24 protein-coding genes are annotated in these 26,036 nt (G+C 58.0%); 13 read left to right on the top strand and 11 right to left on the bottom strand.

The genetic code is table 11. The annotated features are described in order from the left end of the window. Positions 1 to 710 precede the first annotated feature (710 nt). The 7 genes from Pan44_RS05130 to Pan44_RS05100 all read left to right on the top strand — a co-directional run bounded on the left by Pan44_RS05130 (position 711) and on the right by Pan44_RS05100 (position 6,949). Positions 711 to 977 (top strand): hypothetical protein, encoded by a 267-nt coding sequence (locus tag Pan44_RS05130; protein WP_145027908.1) that lies wholly within the window; start codon positions 711 to 713, stop codon positions 975 to 977. Between the two features lie 239 nt (positions 978 to 1,216). Beyond that, positions 1,217 to 1,555: a heavy-metal-associated domain-containing protein gene (locus Pan44_RS05125; RefSeq protein ID WP_197453868.1), complete on the top strand. Its 339-nt coding sequence runs from the start codon at positions 1,217 to 1,219 to the stop codon at positions 1,553 to 1,555. Between the two features lie 94 nt (positions 1,556 to 1,649). Beyond that, positions 1,650 to 2,816 carry an ABC transporter permease gene (locus Pan44_RS05120; RefSeq protein WP_145034918.1) on the top strand — a complete coding sequence of 389 codons (1,167 nt, stop codon included), beginning with the start codon at positions 1,650 to 1,652 and terminating at the stop codon, positions 2,814 to 2,816. 47 nt (positions 2,817 to 2,863) lie between these two features. After that, positions 2,864 to 3,379, top strand: coding sequence for a hypothetical protein (locus Pan44_RS05115; RefSeq protein ID WP_197453867.1), 516 nt, complete (start codon positions 2,864 to 2,866; stop codon positions 3,377 to 3,379). Between the two features lie 262 nt (positions 3,380 to 3,641). Further along, positions 3,642 to 5,003: an HlyD family efflux transporter periplasmic adaptor subunit gene (locus Pan44_RS05110; protein WP_231754230.1), complete on the top strand. Its 1,362-nt coding sequence runs from the start codon at positions 3,642 to 3,644 to the stop codon at positions 5,001 to 5,003. A gap of 70 nt (positions 5,004 to 5,073) precedes the next feature. Further along, positions 5,074 to 5,793 carry an ABC transporter ATP-binding protein gene (locus Pan44_RS05105; RefSeq protein WP_145027903.1) on the top strand — a complete coding sequence of 240 codons (720 nt, stop codon included), beginning with the start codon at positions 5,074 to 5,076 and terminating at the stop codon, positions 5,791 to 5,793. Positions 5,794 to 5,806: 13 nt separating this feature from the next. Continuing rightward, entirely contained in the window at positions 5,807 to 6,949 is a 1,143-nt protein-coding gene (locus Pan44_RS05100) for an ABC transporter permease (RefSeq protein WP_145027901.1), read from the top strand. Between the two features lie 95 nt (positions 6,950 to 7,044). On the opposite strand, the gene Pan44_RS05095 is transcribed toward Pan44_RS05100, so the two are convergent. From Pan44_RS05095 to Pan44_RS05050, 10 genes are all read right to left on the bottom strand, one after another. Then, on the bottom strand, positions 7,045 to 10,395 hold the full coding sequence (locus Pan44_RS05095) for a WD40 repeat domain-containing serine/threonine protein kinase (protein ID WP_197453866.1): 3,351 nt from the start codon (positions 10,393 to 10,395) through the stop codon (positions 7,045 to 7,047). Between the two features lie 280 nt (positions 10,396 to 10,675). Further along, a complete protein-coding gene (locus Pan44_RS28205; protein WP_197453865.1) occupies positions 10,676 to 10,888 on the bottom strand; it encodes a helix-turn-helix domain-containing protein in 213 nt (70 codons plus the stop codon). A gap of 150 nt (positions 10,889 to 11,038) precedes the next feature. Further along, a complete protein-coding gene (locus tag Pan44_RS28200; RefSeq protein ID WP_145027896.1) occupies positions 11,039 to 11,293 on the bottom strand; it encodes a helix-turn-helix transcriptional regulator in 255 nt (84 codons plus the stop codon). 6 nt (positions 11,294 to 11,299) lie between these two features. Then, entirely contained in the window at positions 11,300 to 11,635 is a 336-nt protein-coding gene (locus Pan44_RS05080; RefSeq protein WP_145027894.1) for a hypothetical protein, read from the bottom strand. 36 nt (positions 11,636 to 11,671) lie between these two features. Continuing rightward, the gene (locus Pan44_RS05075; protein WP_261342626.1) at positions 11,672 to 13,279 is read right to left on the bottom strand and encodes a type IV secretory system conjugative DNA transfer family protein; all 1,608 of its coding nucleotides are present in this window, start codon (positions 13,277 to 13,279) and stop codon (positions 11,672 to 11,674) included. Positions 13,280 to 13,496: 217 nt separating this feature from the next. After that, a complete protein-coding gene (locus Pan44_RS05070) occupies positions 13,497 to 14,408 on the bottom strand; it encodes a ParB/RepB/Spo0J family partition protein (RefSeq protein ID WP_145027890.1) in 912 nt (303 codons plus the stop codon). A gap of 27 nt (positions 14,409 to 14,435) precedes the next feature. Next, on the bottom strand, positions 14,436 to 15,347 hold the full coding sequence (locus Pan44_RS05065) for a hypothetical protein (protein ID WP_145027888.1): 912 nt from the start codon (positions 15,345 to 15,347) through the stop codon (positions 14,436 to 14,438). Between the two features lie 47 nt (positions 15,348 to 15,394). Continuing rightward, positions 15,395 to 16,468 (bottom strand): hypothetical protein, encoded by a 1,074-nt coding sequence (locus tag Pan44_RS05060; protein ID WP_231754229.1) that lies wholly within the window; start codon positions 16,466 to 16,468, stop codon positions 15,395 to 15,397. Positions 16,469 to 16,719: 251 nt separating this feature from the next. Beyond that, positions 16,720 to 17,415 (bottom strand): hypothetical protein, encoded by a 696-nt coding sequence (locus Pan44_RS05055; protein ID WP_145027884.1) that lies wholly within the window; start codon positions 17,413 to 17,415, stop codon positions 16,720 to 16,722. Positions 17,416 to 18,237: 822 nt separating this feature from the next. Next, on the bottom strand, positions 18,238 to 18,696 hold the full coding sequence (locus Pan44_RS05050) for a hypothetical protein (RefSeq protein ID WP_145027882.1): 459 nt from the start codon (positions 18,694 to 18,696) through the stop codon (positions 18,238 to 18,240). On the opposite strand from Pan44_RS05050, the gene Pan44_RS05045 reads away from it, so the two are divergent. From Pan44_RS05045 to Pan44_RS05025, 5 genes are all read left to right on the top strand, one after another. After that, positions 18,695 to 19,852: a hypothetical protein gene (locus tag Pan44_RS05045; RefSeq protein ID WP_145027880.1), complete on the top strand. Its 1,158-nt coding sequence runs from the start codon at positions 18,695 to 18,697 to the stop codon at positions 19,850 to 19,852. The genes Pan44_RS05050 and Pan44_RS05045 overlap by 2 nt on opposite strands. Positions 19,853 to 20,009: 157 nt before the next feature. Further along, the gene (locus tag Pan44_RS05040) at positions 20,010 to 22,076 is read left to right on the top strand and encodes a DUF2147 domain-containing protein (protein ID WP_145027878.1); all 2,067 of its coding nucleotides are present in this window, start codon (positions 20,010 to 20,012) and stop codon (positions 22,074 to 22,076) included. Between the two features lie 391 nt (positions 22,077 to 22,467). After that, positions 22,468 to 22,788 carry an AbrB/MazE/SpoVT family DNA-binding domain-containing protein gene (locus Pan44_RS05035; RefSeq protein ID WP_145027876.1) on the top strand — a complete coding sequence of 107 codons (321 nt, stop codon included), beginning with the start codon at positions 22,468 to 22,470 and terminating at the stop codon, positions 22,786 to 22,788. After that, positions 22,781 to 23,194: a PIN domain-containing protein gene (locus Pan44_RS05030; protein WP_197453862.1), complete on the top strand. Its 414-nt coding sequence runs from the start codon at positions 22,781 to 22,783 to the stop codon at positions 23,192 to 23,194. The genes Pan44_RS05035 and Pan44_RS05030 overlap by 8 nt, the downstream gene beginning before the upstream one ends. Then, complete coding sequence (locus Pan44_RS05025; RefSeq protein ID WP_145027872.1) at positions 23,191 to 24,168, top strand: tyrosine-type recombinase/integrase; 978 nt, start codon at positions 23,191 to 23,193, stop codon at positions 24,166 to 24,168. Before Pan44_RS05030 ends, Pan44_RS05025 begins: the two co-directional genes overlap by 4 nt. A gap of 88 nt (positions 24,169 to 24,256) precedes the next feature. Here Pan44_RS05025 and Pan44_RS05020 read toward each other — a convergent pair whose 3' ends face one another. After that, positions 24,257 to 25,651, bottom strand: coding sequence for an SEL1-like repeat protein (locus tag Pan44_RS05020; RefSeq protein ID WP_197453861.1), 1,395 nt, complete (start codon positions 25,649 to 25,651; stop codon positions 24,257 to 24,259). A gap of 136 nt (positions 25,652 to 25,787) precedes the next feature. Between Pan44_RS05020 and Pan44_RS05015 the strand changes: the two genes are divergently transcribed. Next, complete coding sequence (locus Pan44_RS05015; RefSeq protein WP_145027868.1) at positions 25,788 to 26,030, top strand: hypothetical protein; 243 nt, start codon at positions 25,788 to 25,790, stop codon at positions 26,028 to 26,030. Positions 26,031 to 26,036: the final 6 nt, after the last annotated feature.

The following is a 26,036-nucleotide window of genomic DNA, read 5'->3' as shown; positions in this document are numbered from 1 at the left end:
GAAGCTTGGGGATGATCTGCTCAGCGCCAAATCGTTTCCTCGCCATGACCTTGCCTCCTCCCGGTGAAGGTCCACGTTCGAGGCAGAATCTACCCGAACTGTGGACTCGTTGAAGGGGGGCAGGTCAGGTCTGGCTCGTCCCGATCGCCTTCGTCGGGACTCAGAAGAACCCTTCGTTCGATAATTCTCTGCCATCCATCGTCTCCATTGCTGAGACCAGCAGAGAGAAAGCTTGCCCAAACGAACGTGATTAGGACCGCAGCCGAGCGGAGACTCGCTCTGAATTTGATGCAACGGTGATGGTGCAGCGTCGGACGCATGTGCCCCTCGGCCGTTGGAAATGTCAGAACCCAGGTGTTTTATCGGCAGCAACGAAATGTTTGATTAATCAAACATCATGCGGCGTTTCTCGTCGGGTCAGGGAGGCATGCGCCGAGTCACCACCGAGAACTCCGTCCTCAGTTGGGACTGCTCTGATCCTCACTCCATACGGCCAGCAATGCGCAACCGGATTCCATCCATTAGTGCAGGAAACGATGTTGCCATGGTTGGCGTCAGAAAATAAGCTTCCGGTAATGTTCCGCTCGGTCCATGCATCGCTGATGATCTTGAGCCTGCTCTTGTGCCCTTTCAGGTGCATGGGGGCGGTCGAAATTCCGCGTGCTGCCGACGTCGAAACTTCGGCTGGCTGCCATTGTTGCCACCGAAAGGTGGCCAGTCCTTCGGACTCGCGGCAAACAGCGCCGGAAGAACCGGATTCCGACTGCGGCTGTGGAAGTTGCCTTTGCCATGGCGCGGTCGTCTCCGACAAAGTCCTGGTCGACATCGACTACGACGTCGTGATCGGAGTGTTCACCGCCCATGCCGACGACTTTGTCTGTCGCGAGGAGAATGGCCTCGATCGTTTTGAGTTGCCATTTCCGCCCGATCCGCTGGGCCAGGACATGTGCGTCCGCCTGCAGCGTTTTCTGATCTAGGGCAATTCTTTCGCTCGCGTCTCATCGCGTTTTGTTGCGATGGTGCAATCAATCGGCCTGTCATCTTGCCGATGGACGCAAGCGATCTGCTGAGCATGTTTCGACTGTCTCAGTCGTATGTTCAGCTTCTGTGATCTGACGCCTGTCTTCCGGCGCGCGGATGGACCGTGATTTGGTCTCGCCTCGCTGATTGCGTGATTGCGCCGTGCTTCTGCCCCTGTCCCCCAAAAGGAGTTTCCATGTCCTTGCTATCCCGCCGCAGCATGTTTTCCCTGCTTTTCGTAACGCTCGCAGCAGCTAGCACGACGCTTCAGGCCGGTAACCAAGATCGACGAACTGTCGTCACAGTTGGCGAGATGTGCGGAGGCTGCGTGAAGAACATTACGACTCGGCTTCAGAAGGTGTCCGACATCGACAAGGTCGAGTGTGACATCAAGACGAAGACCGTGACGATCACGCCGAAGGCAGACAAGACGCTGTCACCGCTGTTTGTGTGGGACACGATGGCCGAAATCGGAAAGACTCCGAAAAAACTCGTCGCCCCGACAGGGACATTTACTTCCAGGCCCAATTCATAGGCGTTTCTGAGCGGCGAGCCGGACAGCTCCTTCAATGAGCTGTCCGACCGCCAGGATTTCCGCAAACGCCCTGCAAGAACGAATTGAAGCATCAATGTTCCGCAGACGACTACTTCCTTGGGACTACGGTGTCCGAAACCTGGCGCGTCGGCCCACGCGGACTGCGCTCACGTTTACGGCACTGACGATTGTCATCCTGCTCGTCTTCGTAGTCGTCGGGTTCATCCGAGGTTTGGAGACCTCTCTTGCCGTGAGCGGAGATCCTTCCGTCGTCCTGATCTACTCGGTGAGTGCGGCAGAGAACATCGAGAGCTCCTCTATTGGCGCAAGGATTCCCGGACTGCTGACTGCAAGCATCGACGGCGTACAGAAGCGATTCGGGGTTTCGCACGTTTCTCCGGAGCTCTACTTAGGAACACGGGTCGAGACTGCATCCGGCAATGTCGGTTTTGGGCTAATTCGTGGCATCACGCCGCTGGCGCCACTTGTGCGCAGACGCTTGCAGATGACTGAAGGACGTTGGCCGGCGGCCGGTGAGATCCTTGTCGGCCGGTTGGTGGCGGCAAAGCTCGGGTGTGAGCCCGGAGAGCTGGCGGTCGGCAACTCGGTCACACTCGAAGGCCGCAAATGGAAAGTGGCGGGGCAATTCTCCGCGGGCGGATCGGCCTTCGAGTCAGAGATATGGTGCCCGTTGTCGGACTTCCAGGACGCAATCAAACGGCAAGACGTTAGCCTCGCTGCGATTATGCTCGATGCTGGGACCTCAGCCGCCGACGTCGATCTTTTTTGCAAAAGCAGGACCGATCTCGAACTTCAGGCAATCGGAGAGATGGCGTACTACGAGTCGCTGCAGAAGCACTACAAGCCAGTACGGATGTTGGCCTGGCTGGTTGTGTTCTTGGTTGTCGGCGCAGGTGTTTTCGCCGGTCTCAACATGATGTACGGGGCCGTTGCAGGTCGGATCCGAGAACTCGCCACGCTGCGTGCCGTCGGCTATCGACGGAGAGCAATCTTGATGACGTTGATCCAGGAGGGAGCTCTTCTGGCTGCGGCAGGTTCCCTTGTCGCTGGGATGATTGCACTGCTCTTGCTGAACGGGCTGGCCGTGAGATTCACCATGGGGGCTTTCACCCTCCGCGTGGACAGTACCGCACTCTTGATTGGCTGCGGCACCGGGCTTTTGCTCGGAGTCTTCGGGGCTATTCCACCGGCGTTAAAAGCGCTTCGCCTTCCGATTGTTACCAGCCTGAAGGCGATCTAAAGAGTTTGAGTCTTAGTTCCATTTACACCCCCAACGAGGAGAAAGAGATGAAGCTCTCGAATGGATTGTTGCCATGTGTTGTCGGTCTGTCACTTCTCGGATGCGGAGGCAAACCAGCTGTCACTCAATCTCAGACCGAGTCGAAGCCGGTGATGGGTGAATACCTGCTCGCTACGGAACCCGCAGGCGCGATGGCTGTTGGAGTTGCAAAGAAGGATGCGGCCAACGACTCCAAAGTGACTGTCGTGGGGCGAATTGGCGGCTCAGAAAAGCCCTTCGTCGATGGAATCGCTGCGTTCACAATTGTTGACCCGAAGGTTGAGCATTGTAAGCCGGATGAGGGCTGTCCGACCCCTTGGGATTATTGCTGCACGACCGATCAGCTGCCGGGCAACATGGCCATGGTCAAAGTCGTGGACGCCCAAGGGAAGGCGATTGCTCAAGACGCCCGCGCGGTTTTGGGTGTCAAAGAGCTCTCGATGGTCGTCGTTCAGGGCAGTGCTAAACGGGATGCGGAAGGCAATCTGACCCTGCTCGCTGAGAAAGTCTATGTCCGACGCTAGCAATAGGATCTCGATCGATCGTGTCGCCTTTGGGACGACGCGATCGGACGATCAACAGTCCGAGGTGACCATGAATACATCGGTCGACGTTCGCCAGTTTGCGATGGAGCGAGCACGTCCTGCGGCGGCGAGTCCGCAGCGGCGACGCCCACGCCTGGCCACTTACTTAGTTCCTGCCATGGTCATTTTCGGCTTTGTGGGAATGCTGGGCTGGGCGGCACGTGATCGATTCCTGCCTGTTACTCCAGTGACAGTGGTTCCAGTGATCGTCTCGCGTGCTGAGGTCCAGCAGGCTGGCACGCCGTTGTTTAAGGCGGCAGGTTGGATTGAGCCTCGGCCAACCGCTGTCCTGGCAACTGCGCTGACAGACGGGGTCGTCGACGAGTTGTTGGTTGTCGAAGGGCAGTCCGTTGAGAAGGGGCAAGCCGTTGCCAAGCTGATCAGCGCCGATCGGAGGCTGGCATTGGAGCAGGCGAAAGCGACGCTGTTGGTGCACGATAAGGAAGTTGCGAGTGCGGAGTCAGACTTGAGGTCGGCGAAGTTGCGCTTCGACCAACCGCTGCATCTGGAAGCGGCGCTTGCAGACGCCCAGTCGTCTTTGGCCGAGACGGAGGCCGCACTGGCCAAGCTTCCCTTCCAGATCGATGCTGCACAGGCGAATTCCGCCTTTGCGGAGAAGCGGCTCGGACTGCGGCGGAAGGCAGCGGACTCCATCGCGGAAAGCCTGATTCAGGAGTCCGAACGCAATTACGCCGCCGCTAAGTCCGAGCTTCAGCAACTGGAAGACCAGCAGCCCCGTCTCAAAAAGCAGGTTGACGCAATTGAGCGAAAACGTGAAACGGCCGCCCAGCAGCTGAAGCTTCGAATTGAGGAGTCGGCAAAGGTCGCGGAGAGCGAGGCACGGCTCAAGTCGTCCGAGGCACGACGCAATCAGGCGACTTTGGCTGTCGAACAGGCTCAGCTCGATTTGGATCGAACCGTCGTACGTGCGCCGATTTCGGGCCGCGTTCTTCAACTTGTTGCCCCGCCTGGCACTCATGTCGCCTCAGTAGGAGTGTCGCCGCAGGGGTCGAGCACCATTGTTCGTCTCTACGATCCACGGATGCTTCAGGTGCGCGCTGACGTCCGTCTGGAAGATGTCCTGTTCGTCCAGCCTGGCCAAGAAGTGCAGCTGGAGACACCGTCATCGAAGACGCCCCTCCGAGGAACGGTTCTGCAGGCGACATCAACAGCCAACATCCAGAAGAACACGCTCGAAGTCAAAGTCGCGATTATTGAGCCTCCTCCGACCGTGACTCCGGAGATGCTGGTCACAGCAACATTCATCGCACCTCCTCAGCCCGAGCAACCGGGTTCGGCGCAGCAGGATCGACTCTTGGTCCCGCGTTCTCTTGTCGAGAAGGCTGCAGAAACGTCGACGGTCTGGACCGTCGATGCGACGAATGCGGCACGTCGCCGCAGTATCCGACTGGGTAGTGCTGGAACAGATGCCCTTGTGGAGGTAGTCGAAGGGTTGTCGCCGACGGACAAGCTCATTGTCAGCGGCCGTGAACGGCTGACCGAGGGCGAACGGGTTGTGGTGACTGGCGACGATCCATCATTAGGAATCGGGAAGGGCACTTGAGCACCGAGGCGTGATGCATCGGGAACTCATTCAAACTGCTGCCGAAATCTGGATAGAAGGTAGGTGTGCGATGGCTTTGGTGGAAATCCGCGGACTGACGAAGCGATTCAAAAAGGGTGACGAAGTGATCACGCCCTTGGAATCGGTCGATCTCGACATTGAGCGTGGCGACTTCGTGTCGCTGATGGGGCCCAGCGGGACAGGAAAAAGCACGCTTCTGAACGTTGTCGCTGGTATCGACGAGCCAACCGCCGGGACGATCACCGTTGATGGCACGGTCATCACAGGAATGGCTAAGGGGCCGTTGGCGGACTGGCGAGCGGCTCACCTGGGTTACATTTTTCAAACACACAACCTGATACCAGTGCTGACGGCATACGAAAACGTGGAGCTGCCAATCTTGCTCCTTCCTCTGAGTTCTGCGGAGCGTCAGAAGCGAGTCGAACTGGCACTGGAGGCGGTTGGGTTGAAGGACCGGGCCGATCACTACCCGCGACAGTTGTCTGGCGGCCAAGAACAGCGAGTCGGCATCGCCAGGGCCATTGTTGCCAACCCAACGATTATCGTAGCGGACGAGCCCACCGGCAGTCTCGATACGGCGACGAGTCTGCAGATCAAGGCACTCCTCAAACAGCTGAATGAGCAACTTGGAATGACGATGTTAATGGTCACCCACGATGAGCAGATGGCTCTGATTGCCACTCGTCGTCTCAGACTCGACAACGGCCACATTGTGGACGGTGTTGGCGGACACAATGGCCACGCTCCCGCTGTCGCGGCTCACACGTAAGGAAGACCTAGCAATGTTTCGATTTGCGCCCTACGTCTTCAAGAGCCTCTGGCGACATCGCGCTCGAACGACGCTGACTGTAAGCGGTGCAGCCGTTGCGATGCTGGTCTTCTGCTTCGTCGGCTCGGTTCAGGAAGGAATGGAACGGCTGACAAGTGATGAAGACTCGCAGCGCACGCTGATCGTGTTCCAGGAGAACCGCTTCTGCCCAACGACAAGCCGGTTGCCTGAGGATTACGCCAAGCGCATTTCTGCTTTGTCTGGAGTCACCGACGTCATGCCTGTTCAGGTGTGGACGAATAATTGTCGAGCCAGCCTCGACATTGTTGTCTTCAATGGTGCTCCGCCGGAAAAACTCAGATCCGCTCGGGACATTAATCTGATCTCGGGCAACTGGCAGGAATTCGAGTCGCGCCGAGATGCAGCGTTTCTTGGAAAAAACATTGCGCTGCGGCGTAATCTTAAAGTTGGCGACCAGTTCTCGATTGGTGACTTGTCAGTGCGTGTCGCCGGCATCTTCACCTCTCCGGTTCCAGCCGAAGAGAACCTCATCTACACCGGACTTGCATTTCTGCAGTATTCGCGAGAGCGCGAGGACGTCGGACTCGTGACACAGCACGAAGTGCATTTGACCAAGGAGGCCGATCCGGACGCTGTCGCCAGGGCGATCGACGCGGAATTGCGAGCGGGACCGGTTGCGACGACAACTCGTCGCAAGGGGGCCTTCCAGGCCAGCACGCTATCAGATCTCGTAGACCTGATCGGCTTTGCCCACTGGCTCGGCTATGCATGTGTGGGGCTCGTGCTGTCACTTGTTGCGACAACCACCGTGATGTCGGTTCAAGATCGCATCAAAGAGCATGCGGTCCTGCAGACACTCGGTCTGCGGCCATGGAGGATTTTTCGACTGGTGTTGAGCGAAAGTATGATCCTCTGCGCAGTCGGCGGCATCTTTGGGACCGCAGTCGCATTGACGGTCCTCGCGACGACGGGGATGGCAGTCGGAGCCGAAGGGGTGACAATTGCATTCCAACCATCGTTTAAGTTGGGGGTCGCCGGAATGTCAGTCTCGCTTGCTGTAGGACTGCTTGCGGGCGTGATTCCGGCTTGGCAGGCCGCTCGAACGAGAATAATTACGGCTCTACGTGAGGGGTAATGCTGCAACGTTTTCCACCGGCGTCTCGCGCCGTAATGCGAGTCCCATCATCCGCAAAGCCAAATACAGCGTTTGCCGAAAATGCAGAATGCCTTCTAGAGACGCGGAAGATGCCACAGGCGCAGCGCGTAGTCCGATCGATTGCCGCCATCACCGCCGCTCAGCACAGTTTCGTTGTCGGGTGAAAGCGCCATTCGGTAGGTCACCGGGACTGGCGCTCTCAATGTCACGACTGCATCGCCCGTTTCCAGGTTCCACGCTCGAATCGTGCAGTCGCGACAACCAGCCACCACGAACTTGCCGTCATTTGTGATCGCCAATGACGCGAAGCCGGCATCGTCACCCTCGAATGAGTGGATCTGTTTGCCGTTGGATACGTCCCAGACTCTTAATGCGGAGACGCACCCCGCGGCAACAAGTTTCGATCCATCAGGTGTGAAGGCCATGGCACGAATCGGTCCGGGATCGTTGCCAACAATTGAGCCAGCCGCTTTCGAGCCGCGGATCGCGATCGAGCCATCCATCGCACTCGCGGCAACAAGTTTTTCATCGGTCGAGTAAGTAAGAGTTCCTTCACCTCCAGGTCCCGGAAGCACTGTCGGCTTGGAAAACGATTTCAGGTCCCAGCGTCGAATGGACCCGTCGTGCGAAGCGGAATAGCCGATCAGACCCTCTTTGGAGATGAGCACGCTGCTGACGGCGTCAGAATGACCTTTGAGCGCCTTAATGAGCTGACGGGCTTCTAGGTCCCACAGTCGAACAATTCCATCGTCGCAACCAGTCATCGCCCGCTTTCCATCCGCGGACAGGCTGAGGCAGGTGGCAGCGGCCGTGTGTCCAGGAAAATCATGCAGGAGGCTCCCGGTGGAGACATCCCAAAGCTTGAATGTGCTGTCGTTCGAGACAGAGAGGGCTTGTTTTCCACTCGGCAAAAATGCGACGCCTCGTATGACATCGGTATGACCTTCGAATCGACGGATCGCGCCGTCAAATTGTCGGAGCTCTGGAGTTCCCAATCTCTCAAGCCGAAAACGCTGGAGCCGGACATCGAATGGAAACTCCTCGACATGCAGCCAGGGGTTCACGTGCCTGCCCGCCAATCGGTCGAGCTTTTTCTCAAAGAGTCGGGCGTTGTTGACGGCGACCGTGATCGTGCGGTTCCGGACCTCCATGCGAACGGTGTTGAACTGATCGACCGGCTTTAACTGGGGCGATGCAGTCGGAGGGACGAGATCCTGCCCGGCCCACACGAGGCGAAGCTGTCCGAGCTGATTGAAGCAGAGGCTGATTGTGTCATCACCAAGGCGACCGAACTCGACGGCGAACTCACCTTTCTTGGGAGCGGCAATGCGGACGTCAAACTCGACAGCAAAGCTCCGCAGGTTGTTGTTCTCATCGCGCCAGAGCGCTTGGTGAAAGGGCGCATACCACCAGCCAAGCTTTTTCCCGAGGTAACGGAACTCACTGTTCTTGTGCTCCTCGAGGATGAAGTGCTGGTCAGCGATGCTCATTCCCTCAGCCGACTTGCGGAAATCGAGATCGACGATGAAGTCGCCGGCGGGCGCAGCCGCCTGGGCGACGACGGCCGGCTTCGAGGTTTCTGTTTTGGCAACGATCGTCACAGTTGGTGGGATCGTTTGAGGCGGGGCTTGAAGGCCGGCCGCAAACGGGTTCGTCGATGTGGAAGCGGTGGCGAGCGGGTCGGGCTTTGACCGCGACTGGAAGATTTTTCGTTCGCTGTTGATCGTCAGCTCGACGTTGCCATCGACCATTCGCGCAGAGACCCGCTTGATTTCGTTGCGTTCGACACTCAGATCCTGAACCCAGTCAGGAACGAGTTCGCCTCCGAGCCGCACGGCGAGCATGTGCTTTTCGCCTGCCTTAAGGCTGACGGACTGACCAGAGTTGGCGCTGGAGATTCGTTGCTGGGCGAAGTCGATCGAGATTGTCGGATCGAAAACTTCAATGGCGACCGTTCCAGTAGGAGTCTGAAAAATGATCGTTGCGAGATACAGAAGTGTACAGGCAGCGGCGACGCCGACGGCGTAATACAGACAGTGCGTCGGTTCCCAGATCCTTCCGGCTGGATCAAGGAAGTTCTTCTGCTTGCTGCGTTTCTGGATGACGCGTTCTGGTCCGTAGCGTTTGAGGTCTTCGGCCAATGCTTTCATCTGCTGGTGGCCGGGCTTGAGCTGGAGGAACCGTTTCACGAGCCAGCTGAGTTCGTCATCCGTGCCGGTTCTAAAGACGCGTTCGAGATCCTTCAGCAGTTGCTCGACCTCGTCTGCTTTCTGCTTTGCAACGGAGAGCAGCGATGTCAGTTCGGCGTCGCGCACTCCCACTGGCACGGCGCTGAGGACGTTGACCGCCTCCGAATAGTCGAATTTTGATATGAGCTGGCGGCCTAAGTTGCACTGAGCAGGAATCTCCTGCTCCCAGCGTTCAATTTGACTTCGAATCTCGCTTCGCTTCTTGCGGGCCCATTCGGCCTGCTTGCCGGTCAGCTTTACTCCCTCGGCTTCGAGAACCTCTAGCGCAGAGACCAGCTCGCCCCAGGAGACAAGCCTCTCGACCTGCTGCTGGATACTGGTGCACGAAGCAGGTGCATCGTCCACTGCATCTGCCTCGCGTGAGGCGCTCGCGGATGACGAGGGCTCAACTTTCAGAGCCGTGGCGACTGCCTGAGCGACATCCTGCATCGAGGCGAAGCGACTCAGCGGCCGTTTGGCGAGGAGCTTCAGACAGAGTTGTTCGGTTTTGAGATCGAGATCTGGCCGCAGCTTCGAAGGAGAAGGAGGGGCGCCGTTGATGATCTGATTCGCGATCGCGGAGATCGATCCGCGGAAGGGAAGTTCGGCGGTGAGGAGTTCGTAGAGTACGACCCCGAGAGAGAACTGATCCGAGACTGGGGTAACTTTGAGTGACCCGTCGAGCTGCTCAGGGGACATGTAGGCGGGCGAGCCGAGGATCGTTCCGCTTTCGGTGAGTCGTTCGCGGTTCTCATCAGCCTGGAAGGCAAGGCCGAAGTCCATCACGACCGGCTCACCGCGAGCATCGATCATGATATTGGCAGGTTTGAGGTCGCGATGGACGATGCCCGCTGCGTGTGCTTCGTTGAGTGCGACGGCAACCTTACGAATGAGAATCAGCGCGGCGCGCTCCTTCTGCCGACCCGACGATTTGATGACCTCAGAAAGCGGCTTCCCATCAATGAAAGCCATCGCGATGTAGTGCACACCAGCAATCTCCCCGACGTCATACACCGGACAGAGGTAGGGGTTGCGAACCGTCGCGGCGAGACGGGCCTCGCGGTAGAACCGCTCAAGTCGTTCATCGGAATCAGAGGTATCCAGCTTGGGGATCTTAAGAGCGACCTTGCGTGAGAGCTGAGTGTCCTCGGCAAGGTAGACATCGCCCATCGCTCCCTGGCCGAGGAGCTTCTCCACGCGATAACGTCCAAAGGATCTCGAAAGACCAGCACTGGTGGGCCGTGGACCTGGGACATGCGTTCGAGCACTCGACGGGTCGAGCGGGGACTCGTCGCGAACAGGTTGAGAGCGACTCATGAACTGTGGCCCGGTGAGAGCGACTCATGAACTGTGGCCCGGTTCCGAGGCTGGCAAACGCAGTTCCGAGGATACGTAAACGTCCAGTCTAGCGGAAGAATCGCCGGCGGAGGCAATGGGTCGAGAGTCTGGTAGCAAGCCGATTTGCTTCCGAGTCACGTCAACGGACGAAGTTCAGCTGAGGGCGAAGATCCTTCGCACTTGCGCTCGGACCGTCCGCTGGCGTCTGCGACGTCTTGAGGAAATCGGTAAGCTGTTCTTCGCTGATACGGATACCTGGACATCGATAACACGGGAGTTTCTTGCTTTCAATCAGCGCGTAGATTGTCGACGTCGAGTGCGATAGACGTCTCGCGACGGTCGCCACAGTCATGAGCGGCAGTGAGCTGACAGATTCCCTCGTAAATGATTCGCTCGAACTCTTCATCGCAATCTCGGACCTCCCACTGCAACAGAAGTCGTTGGATCACTCGGCGGCAATCACGTCCCAATCGGTGAGCTGCCGCACGGCGAGGGTCGCTGGTCATGCATCTCCTCCGTCGGAGGCGTCGTCGACCCAAGTAACCTTGCTGACAAGCCATTCAGATATCTGAGACGGCAGCCACCTTGGTCGTGAACCAATTCGGATCGGGGGTGGAAGGTCTCCATCTTTCACCAACCGATAAATCGTTCGGCGGGACGCCGGAAGAAGGCGTCCTAGATCCTTGATCGTAAGCAAGGCCGACGAAAAGGCGTGTTGCTGCGTGGACGAAAGTCGACGTTTCAAGATCTTCGTCACGGGTTGCTACCTCTCAATGCAGGCATAGAGTTCGTTGTGATCGCGTTCCTTCGATGGCGAATGGGGCTCCGAAACATCCTGAGAGGCCGCGAGTATCTTCCCCAGTACGCCGTGCCGTTCGGTGTCAGTACGGCCTGCATCCTGGTCGCGCCCGTACTGCACATAGCCGTGCCCCGTGAAAGGCAACGAGGCGATTTCGCTCGCACCGTGTCTGAGTTGCCTGGCTCCCTCTTGACCGACATCAGATGCGATGTCTTTGAGCGTCCCGAGGACGACTTGTCCGGCGACACTCGCCGCCGTCCGAAGCCCCTCGAATAGCTTGTTCTCCGTTTCTTTTGACATCAGACGTACTCCAAATTGCGAAGGGGATCAGAACGACTAACGTCGCGGCATGAGAATGGAGTCGATGATCACGGTAGTCGCGCCCGCAAAAAACAGGCTCAACACCAAGACTGCGGCGGAACTCGAAAACGTTCCAATTGCACGGGCCATTCGGCGACACCGGCTTGGACGAGCGTCGCAGAGCTTCTCTTCGTAGTAACGCACCAGACATGTGCAGAGCGGCCTCACGCCTGGAGTGAAGGTGATCGCCACGCGCGGATTGAGCGCGATGACTTCATCCGGCTTGAGCAGTCGCCGGCCGTGGAGACTCCAATTGGAGTTGTCATTCCGAGAGTAAGACGAGCTTTCGCTCGGATGACAGCCCATCGTGTATTGCCGGCTGGTCCCTGTGCTCGTGCCGCCGCTCTCCAGAAGGACGGTCGCATCGCCCAGCCGATTGCTGATCATTTCTGCGGTGGCTGTATCATTGCAGCCAAAGTAGATCTGTGTGGTGTTGCTAAGTAGCGTCTGGTCGCGTCCATTCGGGAAGCAGGCCGCCAGCTGGCCTAAACTCTGAAAGTAGAATTGAAGTTTAATCCCGTAGGCCCTGTACTTGTCGATGGCCTCGTCCAGCACCTCCAACCGGCCCAAGCTGGATGCCTCGTCTAAAACGAAGTGGACGGTCTGCTCGTCGCATAAGCCCTGTTTGACGACCGACCGTAACAGGCTTGAGATCCACATGCGCTGCAGGGCAGAGAGTGCTTTGCTGTGCTCGGGCGGTAAGACGAGATAGATCGTCATTTTTCCGGATCGCAGCTTCCGAGGATCGAAGCTGCTGTGCCTCGTGCTCGCTTCAACCGTCGGTGTGTCCAGAAACCGCAGCTGTCGCAGAACCGTTGACAAAGTTGAGGACTTTTCACGATCCACAAAATGGAGCAGTTGACCGCCGCTTCGCCTCAGCATCCCGCCCCACGCGTCCGACTCCTGCATGAGCTTGATCGCTAGATCGAGCCTCTTCGGATCACTCAGTAGCTCTCGGACGGTCTGCAGCGATCGCGTCCCATGGTCCTCACCATAACGGATGACCACAGCAATGAAGGCGGAGATCCAGGCCTCGGCCGAATCATTCCAATGCGGCTCCTTCTCCTCATCGCCTCGAACGACCAAGGCCTTCGCGAGATCGTTGCACTCATCGAGTGCGAGGGCGCTGTCCGCCTCGATGAAATCGAGTGGGTTGAGGCAGTCGGGTGACTTCGTTGCCACGCAGAATGGATCGAGTAGCACGACGTCATGACCGAAGACGCGTTTGCGGTATTCGGCGGTTGCTTTGGCAAGCTCGCCCTTCGGGTCAAGCACCACCGCTGAGTCGGAACATCCCCGTAGGAACGGGATGCAGATTGACACACCCTTGCCGACGCCAGATGGAGCGAAAATCGCTGTATGAACGGCCCGATTTGAGCGCACCAAGTGATAGCGACGGCGTTTGAAAATGTATCTGAACCGCTCGCACGCCTCTTTCGCCGTACTCCGTCCCCATAGGACCGCCGCGGCCGTTGCCGCAAAGCTCGTGTGGTCCACCACTCGACCAAGGATGATTCCAGAGTCAGACGATAACATCCCGGCCTGTCGAAGCTCCCGCACTGTTGCCCAACGCGCGCTTCCCATGGTGTCCCAGCTTCGTTTCTGGCGGCGAACCATGCGCGCTGCATACGCCACGAATAGGACAAAGCCTGAGACTGGCCACGACGCAACTGCACCAAGCACGGCGACCCCGATCCATATCAGAACAGATATTCTCAGCAGCCATCGCGAGAGAAAGTACATGAGTGCCTCTGTGATCTAGGGTGGTACGAATCCTTCTGATCGCTGTCGCCAGGCAGCGTCACTTTGACGCTGCCGTCACAGGCATCGGTTCGTCGACTGCCGTGCAACAGTCACCATTCCTCCGCCTGTACGTGTCGAAAGTCAGTCGCTGACGAATCCCCTGCTTCGCATCGGCGACGGCATCCTGCAGGGCTCGGATCCACTCTTCGAACGTCGCTGACACGCCCGTCACGGTGACCCGACGGCAGTGGTCCAGTTGCACAGTGACCCTGCCTACCGCCGACGTAGTCGAGGGCGGTCGACTGATTGCACGTCTCCGCCGTGTGGCCTCGTCTCGCGTCAATTGCCCTGCAAGTGCCTGGCGAAGCAGCTGCGATCGCTCGACCTCGCCCAGCTGGCCCAGTTGAAGGGCGGTCGAGACAGGGAGACGTTTATCTCCCACTAACGCCTTGATCTCCTCCGGGAGTCTGGCCGCGGCAAGCAGCCGCGTCACTTTCACAGGGTTGAGGCTGACGACTCGCGCCAGCTCCTGTTGAGTACAACCAAGCTCGTCCTGAAGTGCCTTGAGCGTCTCTCCGTACCGGACGGGATCGACGTCCAGGCGCTGAATGTTCTCCTGCAGTTGCATTACCAGCACTTCTGACGGGCCGCTTGGCGCCTTCAGAATGCTGGCCGGAATCTCTGTGAAACCCGCGATACTGGCGGCGAGCTTTCGGCGAAACCCGAAGAGCTGCACGAATCGGTTCGCCGACGGATAGACGCCGATGGGTTGCAGAACGCCTTGAGCCTTAACGCTCTCGACAAGTTCCTGCATCTCATCGGACTCGATCTCAAGATCGAGGCGTAGCGGATTAGGCCCGTCATCGATTTGGTCGATTGCGACCAATTGGACCGGAGCGGGCTGCATCGTCGAAGTGGCTTTGGACATTGCGATCTCCTGACTGGGCAGAAAAAACGGGACGAGCGACATGCCCGTCCCGTCATGGCAAAACCCTCTTCAGGTTTCCTTTCGCATCGGCCTACGCAGACGGTTTCGGAACCACTGCACAGCAGCGACGCCGCACGATGCCAAGCTTCGCTTTGTCGGCCGCGCGTACCGTGTCACGAAAAGGACTCCGATGAGTCCGGCAAGCACAATCACGGTCCAATTGGTCCCGTATGCAACCCCCTTCGCAAGCTCGACCGGTACTCCGGCGACGGGACTGATGATCCCTTCGATCACCGGTTCGGCGACGTGTTCCGCCATCCCATTGGCCAAGCTCACACCGCCATCAATGAACGTCTCGGGCGATGCAAGAAAGGCAGTAAGTGTCGCGCCGACCGCCAACCCCGCCCTGTTCTCCCAAATGAAGCTGCACGCCTTCTGGCCGCCCGTCGCAATGACATCTATCAGCTGTGTGGACAGCACGCCGCCTTCGGCCATGATGGCCATCCGCCTTGCACCATCGGAGCCGACGGACATCAGCGCCTTCACGCCTGGTTCGGCGAACTGACCGACGATCCGCTCGCCTACCTCGCCATGACGCACGATGACGTCGGCTGCATCATCGCCAAACTGACTGACAAGCTTCCGGGCCGAGGTTCGCCCCGCCATCCCCATGGCTCCGTCGCCATGACGGGCGAGCATGCGAAGAGCAATCCCGGCCTCATCACCCGCTGCCTCGGCCAGCTTTACGCCTTTTGGCCCGACGTGGTGCAACACTTTGTTGACCAGGTCGTCGCCATGCTTCGCGGCCAGCCGAGTGACGCTTTCGCCCACTTGCTCGGCCCCCGCCTTGACACCTTTCTTCACCGTCTTCTTCGTGACAATCTCGGTCGCGCTCTGCAACATCGATCGAATGCTTCCGCGAGAGACGCGAGGAGCAAGCACGAACGCTACGCACAGAATCAGAATGATTGTTGCTTTCACGTTGTAACTCCTGGGCATGAGGATTGAGCAATACGGCTTACGCACGGTCAGTACGCACCTTTGGCGGTATAGGCATCGAAGAGTCGACGTAGACGATGCTCGCGGCGCTGTTCGTCGAAGGTCGAGACCTGGTTGATGACTCCGCCGTTTCCGTCAGTCCCAACCATCAGAATTCGCTCGATGTTGAACAGCTCTTGCTGCACCAACACCGTCATCTCGTTCGTGGTATCAACCATGGCCTGTGACACCGACTGCGCGAGTGGATCAGTCAGATTCTGAACAAGGTCCTCAGCGATCACCGTGTTCAGAAAGGTGCGCTCGATGCCGAGTGCATCCATGAGAGAATGAGCGATCGAATCGGCAACCTGGTCGCTCACGATTTCTGTTCCGATCGCAACCCCTGCATCAACCTTTGACACGGACTCAGCGGCGTTCAAAATCCGCTCGAAGCAGGACGCGATTGCTTCGCGCTCGATCTCAAGCGCAAGTGGCCGTGTGGATTCAGCCGGTACATCAACGCGCGCTGCGACGAATGCTGCGTCGTCGCAGTCCAAATGGTCCTGCGTGATGCGGGACTCCATCTCTGCAATCAGCGAATCAATCTCCGACAAGGTGACCAGATGGCGTTCGAGGGCCGACATCTGATGTCGACGATGATCTTCATTCCATTGCACGAGCCCAGAAGCCAGCTGGAACTTGCTTTCGAGGCTTAGCACTTCCCGAACGTAAGCGGAAATCTGAGATTTCCACTCCGCAAATCGGGCCTGGATCTCGTCAAAGGCCGCAATCGATTTGTCGCCGCAAGCCGACTCAAGCGACTTGACCTTCGGTGCCGACTCCTCGATCCATTTTTCGATTGCATCATCTTGCAGCCATGCCGGACCGGAGGAGATCTCCGTCACCTTCATCTCGACGGACTGTTCGTCGGCGACGGGTTCCGTCATTTCCGCAGACAGGTCAACAATCTCAACCGGCACCACCATGTGCTCGGTCGGCTGATCGTCGCTCGCCACGTCAACGCCCAGCGGAACGTCGTACGGGCGCATTGCCGATGGGATCGGAAGGTCATCAACTGTTTCCCTTGGCCCCATCAAAAGGGCGATCGCGGACAGGCACACCATGGTGTACCCGACTGCGCTCAGTATTCGCGCCGACGTCTTCGACATCATCCATCGAGGCTTCTTTCCATTGGTTCTCATCATCAACTCCTGAAAAGGACAACAAGTCGTGCAGCGGGCCGAAATAACTCGCTGCGGCGGTCACATACTCAGTCGTGTCAGACCGGGGCTTGGCGCGCGGAATCTGCGCAGTTCCGTCCGTCGAAGAGTTCCAGCAGAGCGAAAGCGTCGTCAGTCGGCGGATACGCCCGCCGTCATGACGAAGATTGAAGAACGAACTGTTCGTTGCAGATGAGACACTTCGCGTGGAAGTCCTTCGCACCAACACGGACATTGACTGGGCAGCTGCAGCTCCACTTTTTGAGCTTCGACGCCCCCTTCTTGCGTCCGTCTTCAGGGATCAGTTCTTCGGCACGTACCGCAACTCCCAGGCGCTTCAGCAAGTCCATGAATGGGCTCTCGGCCTGGTATTGCGTTACGCCCTTCTCGTCGATGATGAGACCAATCGAGGCCGCCTTCTCACGGAACTCTCGATTGTGACAGTTGCCTTTGCCGGGCTTCCCGTGCACTTCTTGATGTGCATGCAGCAGCTCGTGCAACAGTGTCGCCAGCCACTTCCAGAATGGACGCGTCCCATCCATGTACAAAGTGTTCAGCGCGATTTCGCCGCGTAGACCGAAACCATTCCAGCCATGGCGAAAATGTCCGTAGCGGTTCGCGGGAAGCCGATCCACGCAGAGCGCGACATCGAGCGGCCCGAGTTTAAACTCTTCAATGAAGACGTCCTTGTTCCACTGCAACACCGTCAGCAGTTCTCGGCGCTCCCACTCCTCCTGTCGCTGATGTTCTTCGAGGCGCTCGTAGATTGTGGGCGCAGGCGGAGATTCGATTCGCCTCAGCTCAAGGAAGTCAGGCGACACACAGATCAGAGCAGTTTCGGTGCTTCCCACAGCGACTCTCCGGTTTAACCCTTGCTTGGTGTCGCCTCGCCGATGCGTATGCGGCGAAATCGGACGTCAGCCAAGGAGTCGCAGGTGAGAGCTGATGCGCGCGCGTCGTTCTCCAGGTTTCTGAAGCTCATTCTCGGTCAATCACCACGCACCTGGAGCGGCTCGCTGGCGAGACTTACCGTAGAGGGCGAATCGAACAGATGCGAAAACGCGGACACATCCGAAGCCTCAGAGTGGCAGCGCTGACGTCACTGTGGATGTGGCTGCGCTTCTACGGTCCCGGAGACCGCTCTGCATCAAGCGATTCCAATTGCAAGCCATATCGATGAGCGGCGTTGTGGACTTCGTCGATGAGTTCACTGCATCGGTTGGCGATGAAGATCTTTGATCGCGAAGCGTCCGTCCACGACGCAGTTGATGAAATCTGCGACCGTAACGACGACAACAGATCTCTTGCCCGTGCTCCTTGCTCCTTTGGAGCGCGTTCATCTTTCAACCAGCTTGCCCATTCCTCCACTTCAGACTCCGTCCGGCGAACATTCTCAATCGCCCGCGACCCGATCTCAGCATCCTCAGTCATAGCCCTCCAGTGTGTGTACGCGTGTACCCTAGCACGATGGGAGCGAAAAGTGAACAACTTTCGCGTGCGCACATCTCGGGCTGGGCGACTCTGGCTGCAAAACGGCAATGCAGGGGCATGGCATGGACTCAAAGGGTTTAAACCGTAAAGCACGCGAGCCGGAGTACGTCGACCGACCTCGGCGACCATCATTGGAGATCGTGGACAGGTACTTCGGTCGCATTCTGGCTACCGTCCGAGAGTCAGTAGGCCATGAAAGAGATGCGGAGGAGATCACTTGGTGCGTTCTTGGTGACATTCAAACTCGTTACCTCCCCCCCAACGCCCCGCCCAAGTGTTGGAACGCGGTGATCTCGCGAGTCACTCTTCACAAAGTCGCCGATTACATTGCGGATAAGAAACGTCAACGCAAGATCAGCAGGGCAGCCACCTTCGTAGCGGAAACGCGGGGCCTGGAAGTCGCTGACATCCAATTGCTTCACGCCGAGCAAAACGACCTGATGGAGAAGCTCCGCCCGGTTCTCGACGCGACTCTCGTGCGCGAAATGTCGGGGCGTCATTTCTGGTCCGAAATCTGTAACAACAGGCAAGTTGTCGAGCGAAATCTGGGCCGGGGGCGAGTGCACCGATCGCTGCAGAAGCTTCTCGAGCGAGTAACGTTGGTGCTGAAAAAAGAAATGCGAGAAGGAAAGAATGACCATGAGTAACTCCATCTCCACCAACGATCATTCGAAGTCTTACTTCACCGGCTACCGGCGTGAGCAGCTGGACGACTTCTTATCTAGTCAGTCACTGGATCTCACACTTCTGCTCGCTCTGGTTTCAGAGATCGTTGGGACAATGAGCGAGTCTGACGAAGCCTCGGAGACTGCCCGCGCGACACTCGAACAGGCGGTGCTCCATTTCCTGAGAGCTGCTCGGGATCGCTTTTCTCGGCTGGACGCAGTCGCCCACACCCTACATGCCCTGCACGGTGCGGAGTCGGTCGCGGCGGGCAGCGCACAACGAGTCGCTCCTATTCTTCTTGAAGTGGTGAATTACCTCGCGGATTCGTCACATTGCACTTCCGACAGCTCTGAGATTCGCCCGAATCTAGAAACTGCGCTGCTGGCACTGGCGGCACAAGCCCCCCAGCGTATGGACAGCGAGGCGTTCCAAGTTCTCGGACATGTCGCCAGTCTGTCCACAGAAAGAAGTCACTCTTTGCCCAGAGGAACGTCGTCACATCGGCCGAACTCGTGCGGCCGCGCTTCAGCCAAAAGGACACTTTCCTTGTGTGCAGCGTCGGCGCTGATTGCGGCCGGACTTAGCTGGGCTTTTTGGCCGCAATATCCCATTGAGCCACTCAACTCGTTGGCATTTGTCCAGCGGATCGCTGAGCTGCCTGCCAACCAAACCCAAAACCTAGGTAACGGACCTGAAGAGTTCATGCTTCGCTCTCGCGACAAGTATTCGCGCGATGGCGTTGAGAAACTGTTGACTGCAGGTGGCAATGGCGACTGTGGGCTCTATCGGGTAACTTTCGCTGGGGTACAGCACATCGCATCGCGACAGAGCGGAAGGCTAGCTTTTCCCAACGACGTCTGGACGGCAGCCAATATTTTTCCGGCTTCCGGCCGCGAAACGTTTCTGTTGATTCGTTTGCGGCCAGAGATCTCTCTTTCGACGATCCGATTCGGCGGGCGCACTGACAAACTCCTTGAAGACTTGGCATCGACCGACCAGGACGCTGAAGTCCGGCGCCTGTTGCGACAGCTCTTTGACGCGACTGAATGGGACGGCATCCGAATGATCAATTACGTTCACCTGCGTCACGAAACGGACGCCTTGATTCAGGAGCACAACTTTCGTGAGTAACGTTATTGCGTTCATTCTTTCGCTCACATTCCCCACGCGTTTCGGGGCTCGAGTTAGGTGCTATCTGTGCTGCACCGCAGCGCTGCTCGCGCTCTCTTCACGCCCAGCCTTCGCTCAACGGGTACCACTGTATGAAGATCCCGCGTTACTAATTGTGATGGTTCCCTACTACCAACATGAAACACTGGACGACACTGATGCAGTGATCGCCCCAGCACTGGCGTACGCGGAAGCATTCGCTTGGGGACGGTACCAAGTCACGATCTCTATCGGATTCGACGCCACTCGCAACCAAGCCGAGCAGCTCAACCCGATTAAGGCGAAGGTGGAAGCAATCAATGAACGTCTCATTCAAGCGAACAAGCGCCGCCGTGCGCCAGGAACGCAGCTGCACGAAATCAACTGCAGCGACTCTCACTTCTCCACGTCGGGTCAAGCTCATGACGAGATCGATGAATGGATGGACGTCCATTTCGGTAGACGAACGCGAACAGGTGGGCGTCGCGCTGCAAACGGACGTATTGCATTGCGTGGACACGGGGAATGGCGACTAGGAGTCACAGGGGAGAAACCCATCAAGACTCCGCAGGGCGACTTCTTGCTGGCGTCCGACGAGAAGTTTGGAAGTGGAGGCATCCGCCTGCAGACCATAATGCAGGACGCGTTCGACCGTGGCATTCCGCTGCACATCGATTGGGATGCCTGTCGGTCGACAAAAGAAGTACCAGGTTTCCTTCGCGACCGCGAAGACGCTGTACCGATCTCCCAAAAGATCGATGCGTCGGCAAGCGACAGCGGCAAGCCCAAGTCTCTTAGTGACATCGCCGCCTCACTACGAAGACGGTCGCTTGTCCTGCTGAGCACTCCGGAATGGCGAAGCGACGTCACCTTCACAAGGTATCCCGGCAAGGAGATTCCGAATCAATCTCAGCACAGTCTATTGGCGGCCACAGCCACCGGACTGAGCCTGTCGGACATTGGCGACGGCCCGGTGAAATTGCGAGTTAAAAAAACAGTCAATTTGGATCGAGCATCTCCGCATCCGAGCGAATGCACGACACGCGAACTTCTCGCCTTCAACCTCATCCATCTTGGCGACCCAACCGCTTTTCAACAGCCAATCGCACACAAGTACGGCCCGATCGATCCTCAATTGGTTATCTATTCGCGACGTAAGGATCACGACTACCTGCCGGCACACACCAACATACTGGATGGCGCGTCGCCCCTTGCTCAATTCGAAATGAACTTGAACGTTGTCGATGATGCGTTCGCATTCAAGCGCTCCGGATTCGGCACCAATGTCTATGCCAACGTCAGCTTGAACCCAGGAGGGCGTGAGCACACAGGTTTTCGAATTACCGAGACGCCCCGTTGGATCGAATTGTTTGTCCGGGTACCGAAGACGTCCGATCCAGTAACGTTCTGCGCTCAGCCTGGATTCCCGGATGGCTTTGTGACTGACTACAACGGTCGATGGAAACAACATTCGATTCCTGCCGACGGCAAAGTCTATTCTTGCACAGTCTGGTTGCGGCCGAAGTCAGACGTGTTGGATGAATACGACTTTTTCGACGGGTTTCTGACAACGTTGTCGCTATCACCTCCGTCAGCCGACATCGCAGGGCCGGTCGACAAGGCGAGTCGTGGATGGCCCTTAGGTGCCGAACTCCAGCTCCTCGGATGCCGCTTGGTCGACAAGGCACCCGGCAAAGAAACACCTCAGCTGGCGACCGATTGGCTCCACTCGGTTCCACTTGAAGGCGTAGAAGCTAGAGATCTCCAGCAATACTGGTGGTGTGACTCGACTCTTCAATTGACAGCAGATCTCCAAGTCGCCCGGCCCGCTTCTGCCGGGACATCTCTTCGGCAGAGAAGGACCGTCACCGGTTCATTGAAACCAGGCGCTTATTCATGGGGGTTCGAGGGGGCAGTGTCCCCCTCGTTCTTCGTTGATGCGGGCGAGCAGCAACTCTCGTTCTCCATCCGGCGACAAAAGACTCCAGACTCTGATCAAAAACCATGCATCGGCATCGTGGCATACTCTGATGTCGAAGTTCTCGGCGAGAAGGAGATCCCACTCGATCGCGAACTTACAAAGGACACAATGAGCTTCACTCGGCCTGGTGAGCTTAAAGCACTCTCAGTGCTCGTCAGAGACTGTCCAGATGTAACAGTCGAGCGCATAGACATAATCCATGTGAACAAACACAAGTCAAAGTAGTCGTGACCTATTCTAACCGCGCCTGCTCTTTGGAGCGATATGTGAGGGTGTTCAGTTTCAAGACCGCATGGCCTGCACGAGCCCGCACACCGGCGTGGAGTTCTTCTCTCCCCAGTCGATTAAAACGCTTCGCCAATAGCTCACGCTCGAGAAGAGCATGCCACAGTTGTGAATAGGCGGAACCACGTCTCGGCCTGCCACTCGCATGTCCGGCGTGGGAATCCATCTGGCCCTCGGATGCTCATTAACCTTCTGAGCCCTAGCGACTCATAAAGGACGTTATGGTGCAGTAGATCGTCAGGACGTCCTAGTTGGGCATTCACTTTCTGATTGACGTTGAGCTTGTTCTGTGGCTTGCTGGATAGAACATGCCAAGACAGGAGAAAACGTCATGGACGACATCGGGACCATTCCTTCACACGTCTACCGCACCAAACTTGACCGGTCGGGGCGGATCGTGCTGCCGCAGCGGGTCAGAGACAAGCTTCACCTCTCATCAGGGGACGAAGTGCTTGTCGTGCCGTCGGGCGACTCGTACCGAATCGAGACACCCGAGCAATCGTTGAAGGCCGCCCAGGATTACTTTAAGTCGCTCGTGCCGGCCGGCGTGAGTTTGGTCGACGAACTCTTGGCGGATCGTCACGCGGAAGCGGCACGCGAGAGAACTGAGAGCGAAGGAGCGCCAACCGGCGAAACGTCGCCGCGTGGCTAATGTGGTGCTCGACGCCTCCGCGTTGCTGGCGGCATTCCTTGACGAGCCCGGATCGGACCTGGTGAAGCCGGTGCTCTATGGAGCAACGATGTCGGCCGTCAACTACAGCGAAGTCTTCACAAAGCTGATTGAACGTGGGGCCGACATCATCACGGCGCATCAGTTTCTCGAACGACAGTACCTGACCGTAGTGCCTTTTGATCGCACCCGGGCGACCGCAGCCGCCTCGCTTCTTCCGCACACCTCACCTCACGGCTTGTCATTCGCTGATCGTGCGTGCCTCGCGACTGGAGTTGAGTTCGCGGCCGAAATATTGACCGCTGAGCAGCGGATGGCGCTCACTCCAGTGGGGGCCAATGTCACTCTCATTCGGTCACGGCAAGCCGCAAAGGATGATGCGGCATGACTGAATACAACAACGTACTCCTAGGCCCGCAATCAGGTGGATTGAAGACTGACACCTGGCTCCCGAACTCAATCGCCGCATTTGGCGACGCTGGACGCTATTGCTGGGAAGAGTTCTTCAGCGGCCAGATCCGGAACCGTCACACACGTGCGGCCTACACTCATCACATCCGCCGATTCCTTGCAGCGATGGAATCGCAGAACATTGCCTTGCGCGATATTTCGCCCGGCATGATCGGTCGCTACTTCGATGAGCATCGCGGAAGCATCCCTACCAAGAAACTCGCGCTCAGTGCAATCAAAGCGTTCTTCGATCATCTGGTCGTGCGGCATATTCTGATCTTCTCTCCCGCGGCGTCGGTACGTGGCGAGCGTTACAGCGCCGAGGGCAAGACGCCGGAGATTCCGAAGGCGGACGCCCGCAAATTACTCGCGACCATTGACCCGACGCATCCGGTCGGCCGCCGCGATGTCGCGATCATCGCCGTCTTGATCTACACCACCGCTCGCCGCGGCGCTGCGGCGAATCTGCGGATTGGTGACCTCACTTGGGATGGCTCGCAGTACCAGCTGCGATTTACGGAGAAGAACGGAAAGTCGCGGCAGATCCCCGTTCGCCATGACCTGCAGGTCCATCTTCTCAGTTACCTTGATTCATTCGATTGGCGCGACGAGCCAAAGGAGGCTCCGCTCTTCCGGTCGATCATCGGGCGAACTGGCCGACTAACCCGTCTGCCAGTTTCCGGCAACGACATCTACCGCATGATGAAGCGTCGGCTGGTCGACGCCGGCCTTTCCACGCACCTTTCGCCGCACTCGTTTCGAGTCACCACAATCACTGACCTGCTCGAAAACGGTGTCGAACTCGAAGCGGTTCAGCAACTGGCCGGCCACGCGGATCCGCGCACGACGCGACTTTATGATCGTCGCCAGCGTCGAATCACTCGAAACACGGTGGAACGGATATCGATTTGAAAAGTGCCTCCAGATGCCTGTTCGAATCGCGAATCACGACGAGGAGAGTGACGTCGCCCAAGCCAACGCCAGGGCGCCCAACCCTGCACTAGTCGCTGATCCGACCGGTGCCGCTGCAAACGCCGCAGCGGACAAAGTACGCAGAGCCCGGACCGCCCCCGGTCGGAGTATTGTATCCTCCGCCACTCCCACCACATTCAGGACAGATAGAACCGCCGCTCTTCCTTCCCGAAGACTCGTCGGTCGACAGCATTCCAAACAGCAGGGCAGCTCCGCCGAGGAGTACTGCCGCCTCCAGTACTTTTTCGGCACTGTTGACCTCAGCAGATGATGGCCGAGTCGATTGGGGAGCTTTGGGCGACGTTTGAGGTCTTCGCTGAACAGCGGCCGGCTTCTCGCGCTGCTCCATCTGGGCCAGATACTTACCCGCAAGCCCGTTGTCCTGACCCGCGACTCTCTTCAGCAGCTCTTTTGCTTTCGCGGTGTCTTGCGCGACGCCCACGCCTGTGTCGTAGGCAATTCCCAATGAACACAGCGCGCGGAAGTTTCCGAGCTCTGCTGCTTCAGTCCACAACGCCACCGCCTCTTTAGCATCGGTTGGCCGCCCTTGGCCCAGGTAGTAGCAGAGACCTAAATCCACTTTTGCGTCTGCATGCCCCAGCCTGGCAGCACTCCAGTAACAGGTCGCCCCCCGCTCCTGGTCTTTCTCCACTCCAAGGCCGTTGAAGTAGCACATTCCGAGGTTCCGCGTCGCTTCAAGATTGCCCGCGAGGTATCCGTCTCGGAACCAGGAAAAAGCCTGCTTGAGATCTTTTGCGACCCCTCTCCCGCTAGAGTAGTAGACACCGAGATTGTTCATTGCATCCGCGTTACCGTTGCGAGCCGCCTTCTCGTACCACAGGGCTGCTTGCGTGTAATTCTGCGCGACGGCCATGCCGTTCTCGTAACAAAGCGCCAGAGCTTGCATTGCTCCGGCATCACCGGCATCGGCGGCCTTTCTGTACCACGTAATTGCAACTGCGGCGTCCTTCTCGACCACGCCGCCATGCTCATACTCGATGCCGATGTTCCGCATGGCGCCACCATCGCCGAGGCCGGCGGCCTTCTCCCACCACCGGAAAGCTTCCTTACGATCCTCACGGACTCCCTTGCCGTGGTAGAAAGACGTTCCCACTCCACGTATGGATCGGGGATTTTCCAACTCTGCCCCTTTCCGGTACCAGCTCAGCGCCGCGTCGTCGTCCTTCTTTGTGCCGACACCGCTTCCGTAGCAGTTGCCGAGTTCTCCAATCGCCTTGGGATTGCCCATCTCGGCCAGGCGTTGATAGATCGCGAACCCCTTGGCCTGGGTGGCGAAGTCGCTGCTTTGGCAATAGCCGGCCGCTCGCGAAAGCTCGTCAGCATCACCGTTTCCGCCCTGAGCGAATGACAGCTGCCCTACAAGAAGAGCCGCAACCGCGGCCGCCGCAATAAACCGAGTCATGTTCCCCTCGATCATTTCGATGACAAGCGGACCGCCACCGCCGCCCAGACAAAGTTGCCAAACGGCGAGGCATCAAACTTGACGAAGAGCGTACTGTCGCGCGACACTGGTGCACAATGGTTACCCGTGGTGACCAGTGTGTTTGCGATGTACGTCGGTCGTCCGTTACGACGGGGCGATGACGACGAAGGGGGAACGCATCAATTTGCGGGTCACAGACGCGCAGCTGGTTCGCTGGGAGGCGGCGGCGAAGAAGGACCGTCGGCCGCTCGCGGACTGGATGCGCCTTCAACTGGACGACTCAGCAGACCGCGCGCTCGAAGCGGACGCTGTCAATGTCCCTGGAGCCTCCGCGAAGGCGGCGAAAGGGCGTCGCTGAAACAAG

Source organism: Caulifigura coniformis, from assembly GCF_007745175.1.
Classification (GTDB): domain Bacteria; phylum Planctomycetota; class Planctomycetia; order Planctomycetales; family Planctomycetaceae; genus Caulifigura; species Caulifigura coniformis.
This window is presented reverse-complemented; position numbering and strand designations above follow the sequence as displayed.

Coding starts and splice junctions, on each gene's coding strand:
- Pan44_RS05125 (WP_197453868.1), top strand. CDS start 1,217: ATGTCCTTGCTATCCCGCCGCAGCATGTTTTCCCTGCTTTTCGTAACG.
- Pan44_RS05120 (WP_145034918.1), top strand. CDS start 1,650: ATGTTCCGCAGACGACTACTTCCTTGGGACTACGGTGTCCGAAACCTG.
- Pan44_RS05115 (WP_197453867.1), top strand. CDS start 2,864: ATGAAGCTCTCGAATGGATTGTTGCCATGTGTTGTCGGTCTGTCACTT.
- Pan44_RS05105 (WP_145027903.1), top strand. CDS start 5,074: ATGGCTTTGGTGGAAATCCGCGGACTGACGAAGCGATTCAAAAAGGGT.
- Pan44_RS05100 (WP_145027901.1), top strand. CDS start 5,807: ATGTTTCGATTTGCGCCCTACGTCTTCAAGAGCCTCTGGCGACATCGC.
- Pan44_RS28205 (WP_197453865.1), bottom strand. CDS start 10,888: ATGACTGTGGCGACCGTCGCGAGACGTCTATCGCACTCGACGTCGACA.
- Pan44_RS05080 (WP_145027894.1), bottom strand. CDS start 11,635: ATGTCAAAAGAAACGGAGAACAAGCTATTCGAGGGGCTTCGGACGGCG.
- Pan44_RS05075 (WP_261342626.1), bottom strand. CDS start 13,279: ATGGGAAGCGCGCGTTGGGCAACAGTGCGGGAGCTTCGACAGGCCGGG.
- Pan44_RS05070 (WP_145027890.1), bottom strand. CDS start 14,408: ATGTCGCTCGTCCCGTTTTTTCTGCCCAGTCAGGAGATCGCAATGTCC.
- Pan44_RS05060 (WP_231754229.1), bottom strand. CDS start 16,468: ATGGTGTGCCTGTCCGCGATCGCCCTTTTGATGGGGCCAAGGGAAACA.
- Pan44_RS05045 (WP_145027880.1), top strand. CDS start 18,695: ATGAGTAACTCCATCTCCACCAACGATCATTCGAAGTCTTACTTCACC.
- Pan44_RS05050 (WP_145027882.1), bottom strand. CDS start 18,696: ATGGTCATTCTTTCCTTCTCGCATTTCTTTTTTCAGCACCAACGTTAC.
- Pan44_RS05040 (WP_145027878.1), top strand. CDS start 20,010: ATGGTTCCCTACTACCAACATGAAACACTGGACGACACTGATGCAGTG.
- Pan44_RS05035 (WP_145027876.1), top strand. CDS start 22,468: ATGGACGACATCGGGACCATTCCTTCACACGTCTACCGCACCAAACTT.
- Pan44_RS05025 (WP_145027872.1), top strand. CDS start 23,191: ATGACTGAATACAACAACGTACTCCTAGGCCCGCAATCAGGTGGATTG.
- Pan44_RS05020 (WP_197453861.1), bottom strand. CDS start 25,651: ATGACTCGGTTTATTGCGGCGGCCGCGGTTGCGGCTCTTCTTGTAGGG.